Origin of the sequence: Azoarcus sp. TTM-91, from assembly GCF_012911025.1 — a bacterium.
Lineage (GTDB): Bacteria > Pseudomonadota > Gammaproteobacteria > Burkholderiales > Rhodocyclaceae > Azoarcus.
Map to the genome: position 1 here is coordinate 1 of NZ_WUEI01000178.1, position 6105 is coordinate 6105.

The following is a 6105-nucleotide window of genomic DNA, read 5'->3' on the forward strand; positions in this document are numbered from 1 at the left end:
CCTCGACGCCCTGGCGGGCGCCCCTCTCCCTGCCCTCCCCGCCAGGGGAGGGAGAACCCTCCGCTCAGTGCACGCCCGCCGACGCCTCATACCCCAGCGCCGCGAAAATCCCCCGCCACTCCGCCTGCTGCCGCTCCAGCACCGGCTGCTGCCAGCGCTCCGGCCGCATGAAACCGTAGGGCGCTATCTGCTTCAGCAGCGTCATCCCCTCCTCCACGATGCGCGCCCGCTCCAGCTGCTTCTGCGCGATGAACACCACCTGCAGCTGACGCAGCTCCGACTGCATCGCCTCGTACTCCTCGTCCACCGGCCACCGGAAGTCCAGCGTCTGCTCCTCGATGGCCCGCGTGAAATAGCCATCGATCAACACCGCCGCATGCTTCACCTTCTCCCTCGTCGCCCGCTCCTCCGCTCCCGGCCCGGACAGCGCCGAGGCGATCTCCTCGCCCAGCCCCGCCAGCCTGCGCGCGGAGTCGCTGAAGGTAGCGACGCCGCCCAGGACGATGCCCAGGATGATCAGGCTGGAGACAAAGCGGTTGCTGCGCGCCCACAGGAGGAAACGATCCACCCGGGTCAGGGAAGGAGAAGATGGCTCGCGGACCATAAGCGCACCTGGAACAAGACGGATATGACCAGCATAGACGCTGCACCACGCCGGCAAAGCCCCGCGACCAAGCAGCCTCGACCCTTGCGGACCGATGCAATGGCGCTCCACGGAAACGGGCATCGCCCTGCATCGAACGGCCACTTCGCCACACACACAATGGAGGAAAACAGCCCTGCACCTCGCAGCCGGACTCCCGGACCCGCAAAGGCGGCGACCTAGCCCAGATCGCGCACGCCGGTCATTGCCGCTATGCGCCGGCGCAGTTCGGCGAGTTGAGGCGGCTCCCTCACCGCCAGCGTCCCCCCGGCCGGCGCGCCCAGTGGCCAGAACGGTGGAGCATCGGCAAGGTTCAGCCCCTCGCCACCAGGCAGCCGGAGTTCAAGGCGGACGACCGGATTTTCCCGGTTCAGCTCGACTACGCTGCGGATGTCCTGCAGATCATCAAAATCGAAGCGCCGCGACGCACCGAACAGGCGGACGATCTCCAGACGTCGGCCACCAGCGCGAAACACGATCCGCCGCAGCCCGGCGAGTGCCAGCCCGCCGCCCAGCAGCAGCAAGCCGAACAGGCCGGGCAAGAGCCGCCCACTCACATCCCCCAGCAGCCAGACGACGAGCGCGCCGGCGGACAGCAGCAGGACAAGCCCCACCGCCAATGGTGGCCGGCCCGCGGACCACAGCACGATGTTCTCCCCACTCCCGCCAGTCGCCATTCAGGACTCCACAGCGCGGGCAATCCGTACGCTGCCAACGGCAGCCTCGGCGCGGATGACCTTCAGGTGAGGGGAATGGCTCAACTGCAGCAGATCCGGCCCCAGCCAGCGCATGCCCAGCGGCGCCCCGCCACCACCGGACTCGGCAAGCTCGCCGGCGAAGACATTGCCGCCTTCATCGCCCAACGCCCCACCGGCGGGCAGCACCGACACCTGGAGAGACGCGCGGGTGGTCGCACCGCAATCCCGCTCGAAGACAAGCGCCTTCCATCGCCCATCCGGAGAAGGCGACTCGGCGACGACGGTGTTTGCGCACAGCGTCGGCAAAGGCTGCGCCACCAACCAGAACAGCACGACCGACAAGGCCACCAGAACCAGCACCGCCCCCAGACCGACCGTAGCGAGTTTCGCCAGATGTACCGCCAATGGATGCTTCCAGACACGCATACCGGCTATCTCCCGCAAGCGGCCACAGGGCGGGAACCAGACCGATCGCCACGGTGCGCCTCCCCCCGTCGGCGAAATGGCCGCGGCCAGGCAGGGGTGGCAGATACGTTTGCGGAGCGGGCTGTCGCTCGGCAGCGGGGAGCGAGCGGCGCGAAAAGGCCGCATGCGGAAAGCGATCCCGCCGATCACACCTGCGGGCAACACGAACAAGAGTTTCGACATCTGCGGCAATCGATGGCAAGACGAGGAGTGGAAAAGGCCAGCCGGAACAGTCCGGCGAAAAAAATGCGGATCGGATGATAAATCCAATGCCGATTTCCCATATGCATTTCCGCCCGCGGTCGGCTAGCGCCAGCCCCTGCCCTCACCGCAACAAGGCATAAGCCCCCAGCGCCAACCCGATCACATAAGGCGCCGCCAGGGCCCAGCGCAGGAAGCTCAGCCATCCGGCGCTGGCGCGATGGGCCAGTGGGCCGATGAAGCGGCCATCGGCAGACTTGGGGTTGCCCAGCATGTCGCTCACCGCGGCCCACAGTTGCTTGAGGTTCTTCGACAGGCCGATCTCGAATACCAGGAAGAGCAGCGACAGGAAGATGCCGGCGCCGAGCAGCAGCGGCTCCGGCACCGGGTTGCCGCTCTTGTAGTACTGCCCGGCCAGCGCGCCGACGATGGACAGGTAGACCGGCAGCAGGATGTAGCGCACACCGCCGTAGTAACGGAGCATGGCCATGGTCTCCTGGTAGGCGGTGGCCGGCGGTACGGCGACCTGTGTGGTTTCGCTGCGCGGCAGGCGGTATTCGAGGCTGACGACGCCGCCGGCCTGCCCCTCCTGCGGCCTCGCCGCCAGCGCGTCCAGCAGGCGCTGCTCCTGGTGCAGCTGGAATTCCGCCAGCTCGTCGGCGCTTGCCGCGCGGGCGTCGATCACGAATCTGATCGGCATCGTCCTCTCCCCGGGCCGCCCCTGCGGCCACCCTGGGAGCATAGGCGATCAGGGCACGCAGTACAGCAGCGGAGGCAGCCCTCGCTGCCGGACTTGCCACACATGAACGCCCGCCGGCTCGCGGCCGTATTCGCGGAGCCGCCCCTTGCCGGCCCGAGGCTTGTTGAAGGGCGATGCGGTGCCGTGCCCGCAACCAGCCGCGTCGGCGAGGGAAAGGGAGAAAGCGGCAGCGGAATGGACGCCCCTTCCGCGGCAGCAGCCGTGCCGCGCCAGCACTGGCCGCGGCGCATCGTAAGCATATGGAATGGAACGGAATTCCCGGCGCGGGGGAGTACCACTTTCGCCTCGGCAGCAGGCCTCCACGCGCCGGCATTGCTGGTGTAGCATCCACCGCTCTTTGCCGGCCGCCGGGCGCGCCGGTGCAACGGAACGACGACACGCGACAGATGGGCATGAGCCGCCGCATACGGGTACGAAGCAGCTGGATGGCGCTGGTCGCCTTCCTCTTCGTCACGTTCGCGCCCAGCGCCGCGCCCGCCTTCCTGCAGCGCGCGAGCAGCCCGATCTGGATGCAGATCTGCACCATGGACGGGCTGGTGTCCATGGAGATGGAAGCGGACAGCGGCAAGGCGGACGGCAATCCCGCCGCCTCGCCCACCGGCCACTGCCTGCTGTGCTTCCAGCCGGCCACGCCGCCGGCCAATGGAACGCCGACGGTCGCCAGCCTGCCGGTGCTCGGTGGCGATCCGCCGCCGCTGTTCTATCGCGCGCCCTATCCCCTCTTCGTCTGGGCGGCCGCGCAGCCCAGAGCCCCGCCGCTGGCGGCCTGATCCTCTCCACGCCCGCCGTCCGCCGCCGCGCCTGATGCCGGCGCGGACGGGTCCGCGGCCACCTTCATCCTCCGGGACACGGCAGCGCAACGGCCTCACGCCACGGTGCGACCGGCAGTCCGGCCCTGCGCCCTGCGCGCCGCCTTCGGCGCGCCTGCGTGGCCGGCCGCCGTCGCACCGCAGGACCGCAGCCTCCACTGCTGAGCAAGGGCAGCCCCCGCACGCGAGCAGGCCTGCGAGAAGCGCCGGCGCGCCGCCCTGCCCCGGACACACAGAGCAGCAAGGATCATGTCCGACACCCTCCGCCACACCCGCGCCCGCGGCGCGATCACCCACGGCCCGAAGCCGGCCCGGCAAGCGGCCGCCACCAGCCTCCCCCTCGCCTCCCTGAACGCAGCCCTGCTGCTCCTGCTCGCCCCTGCCGCCGCGCTGGCGCAGGACAGCGAGCGGACGCTGTCCGAAGTCGTCGTCATCGCCGGCGACGGCAGCGCCGGCCTCGGCCTGGGCACACCGGCCACCACCGGCTCCAACCTCGGCCTCACGCCGATGGAAACCCCGGCCAGCGTGGATGTGATCAGCCGCGAGCAGCTCGAACAGCGCGGCGACCACAGCCTCAACGACGCCATCACCCGCGCCGCCGGCCTCAGCGTCATGGGCCATCCGGGCAACGGCGGCGGCGCCCTCTCCACCCGCGGCTTCACCGACGGCACCTCGGTGATGCGGCTGTACGACGGCCTGCGCCAGTACGGCGGCATCGGCGTCACCTTCCCCTTCGACACCTGGTCGGTGGAGCGCATCGAGGTGCTGCGCGGGCCGGCCTCGGTAATCTACGGCGATGGCGCCATCGGCGGCGTGATCAACGTGATCCCGAAGAAGCCGACGCGCGGCCCGGTCGAAAACGAGGTGCAGGCCACCGTCGGCACCCAGGGCACAGCCCGCCTCGCCTTCGGCAGCGGCGGCGCGCTCGACGAGCGCTGGTCCTACCGGCTGGACCTCAGCGGCAACCGCAGCGACGGCTGGGTGGACCGCGGCGACAACCGCGACGCCACCTTCTCCGGCGCCCTGCAGTTCGACCCCTCCGCCGACCTCAGCCTGCGCCTCAGCCACGCCCGTGGCGAACAAAAGCCGATGCGCTACTTCGGCACCCCGCTGATCGACGGTCGCCAGCTCAGCGCGGTGCGCGAGAACAACTACAACGTCGCCGACGGCGAGATCCGCTACCAGGACAGCTGGACCGCCCTCGACGCCCGCTGGACGCCCAACGCCGCCACCACGGTGCAAGCCCGGCTCTACCACATCGACAGCGAGCGCAAATGGCGCAACGCCGAAACCTACGTCCATGACAGCGGCAGCGGGCTGATAGACCGCTCCGGCAACACCGACATCCGCCACGACCAGACGCAGACCGGCTTCACCGCCAACGCCGCCTTCGAGGGCACCCTGTTCGGCCTGAAGAACACCTTCTCCGCGGGCTTCGACGTCAACCGGGCGCGTTTCCGCCACAGCAACAACACCTATGTCGGCAGCTCCGGCCCGGTGGATCCCTACGACCCGGTGCCGGGTGCCTTCCAGAGCAGCATTCCCACCATCCCGCGCTACCGCAACACCGCCGCGCAGCATGCCGTCTTCGTCGAAAACCGCCTGGCACTCACCGCCCAATGGACAGTGGTGGCCGGCCTGCGCAACGACCACGCCGAGATCACCCGCAAGGACCTGGTCACCGGCACCCGCGCCTTCGAGCAGACCTACGACGACACCGGCTGGCGCCTGGGCACCGTCTATCAGCTCACGCCGGATCTCTCGCTCTACGCGCAGTACGCCGAGGCCGCCGACCCGGTGGGCGCGCTGCTGATGCTGACCACCGCCAACAGCGCCTTCGACCTCTCCCGCGGCCGCCAGACCGAGATCGGCCTCAAGCAGCGCTTCTGGCAGGGCAAGGGTGAATGGACGCTGGCCGCCTACGAGATCGTCAAGACCGACCTCCTCACCCGCGACGCCGCCGACCCCTCGCTGCGGGTGCAGGTGGGCCAGCAATCCAGCCGCGGCATCGAAGCCGGCATCAGCGCCGCCTTCGCCCCCGGCTGGCGGCTGGAGGCCAACGCCGCGCTGCTGCGCGCCCGCTACGACGACTTCACCGAGTCGGTCGGCGGCGTCGCCGTCTCGCGCGACGGCAACACCCCCACCAACGTCCCCGAGCGCCTCGCCAACCTGTGGCTGAGCTGGAACTTCCAGCCGCAATGGACGGCCACCGCCGGCCTGCGCTACGTGGACAAGCGCTACGCCGACAACGCCAACACCCTGAAGCTGCCCGCCTACACCACCACCGACCTGTCGCTGCGCTGGGACTTCGCCCCCCGCACCAGCCTGGCCCTGAACGGCTACAACGTCTTCGACAAGCAGTACTTCACCACCGCCTACTACACCGCAACCCAGTGGTTCTACGGGCCGAGCCGGCGGGTCGAACTCACGTTGAACCACCGCTTCTGAACCACGCCCGGGCAGGCCGATGAAGCCGCTGACCCCACCGCGGATACCGCGGGGCCCCCCCACGCCGGGTGGCCCCTGGCG

6 protein-coding genes are annotated in these 6105 nt (G+C 69.6%); 2 read left to right on the forward strand and 4 right to left on the reverse strand.

Going from position 1 to position 6105, the window contains the following annotated elements; all coding sequences use genetic code 11:
* Window positions 1-64: 64 nt before the first annotated feature.
* From GRF61_RS22920 to GRF61_RS22935, 4 genes are all read right to left on the reverse strand, one after another.
* Window positions 65-604 (reverse strand): hypothetical protein, encoded by a 540-nt coding sequence (locus GRF61_RS22920; RefSeq protein WP_169152936.1) that lies wholly within the window; start codon window positions 602-604, stop codon window positions 65-67.
* A gap of 218 nt (window positions 605-822) precedes the next feature.
* Window positions 823-1320: a hypothetical protein gene (locus tag GRF61_RS22925; protein WP_169152937.1), complete on the reverse strand. Its 498-nt coding sequence runs from the start codon at window positions 1318-1320 to the stop codon at window positions 823-825.
* Window positions 1321-1989: a hypothetical protein gene (locus GRF61_RS22930; RefSeq protein WP_169152938.1), complete on the reverse strand. Its 669-nt coding sequence runs from the start codon at window positions 1987-1989 to the stop codon at window positions 1321-1323.
* 142 nt (window positions 1990-2131) lie between these two features.
* Window positions 2132-2707 (reverse strand): hypothetical protein, encoded by a 576-nt coding sequence (locus GRF61_RS22935; RefSeq protein WP_169152939.1) that lies wholly within the window; start codon window positions 2705-2707, stop codon window positions 2132-2134.
* 452 nt (window positions 2708-3159) lie between these two features.
* Between GRF61_RS22935 and GRF61_RS22940 the strand changes: the two genes are divergently transcribed.
* Both GRF61_RS22940 and GRF61_RS22945 read left to right on the forward strand, forming a co-directional pair.
* Window positions 3160-3537 (forward strand): DUF2946 domain-containing protein, encoded by a 378-nt coding sequence (locus tag GRF61_RS22940; RefSeq protein WP_169152940.1) that lies wholly within the window; start codon window positions 3160-3162, stop codon window positions 3535-3537.
* A 288-nt stretch (window positions 3538-3825) separates the two neighbouring features.
* Window positions 3826-6024, forward strand: coding sequence for a TonB-dependent receptor (locus tag GRF61_RS22945; RefSeq protein ID WP_169152941.1), 2199 nt, complete (start codon window positions 3826-3828; stop codon window positions 6022-6024).
* The last annotated feature ends 81 nt before the right edge of the window (window positions 6025-6105 follow it).

Excerpts from the sequence above, each read along its gene's own strand:
- GRF61_RS22945 (WP_169152941.1), top strand. The coding sequence starts at position 3,826 with ATGTCCGACACCCTCCGCCACACCCGCGCCCGCGGCGCGATCACCCAC.
- GRF61_RS22930 (WP_169152938.1), bottom strand. The coding sequence starts at position 1,989 with ATGTCGAAACTCTTGTTCGTGTTGCCCGCAGGTGTGATCGGCGGGATC.
- GRF61_RS22940 (WP_169152940.1), top strand. The coding sequence starts at position 3,160 with ATGAGCCGCCGCATACGGGTACGAAGCAGCTGGATGGCGCTGGTCGCC.
- GRF61_RS22920 (WP_169152936.1), bottom strand. The coding sequence starts at position 604 with ATGGTCCGCGAGCCATCTTCTCCTTCCCTGACCCGGGTGGATCGTTTC.
- GRF61_RS22935 (WP_169152939.1), bottom strand. The coding sequence starts at position 2,707 with ATGCCGATCAGATTCGTGATCGACGCCCGCGCGGCAAGCGCCGACGAG.
- GRF61_RS22925 (WP_169152937.1), bottom strand. The coding sequence starts at position 1,320 with ATGGCGACTGGCGGGAGTGGGGAGAACATCGTGCTGTGGTCCGCGGGC.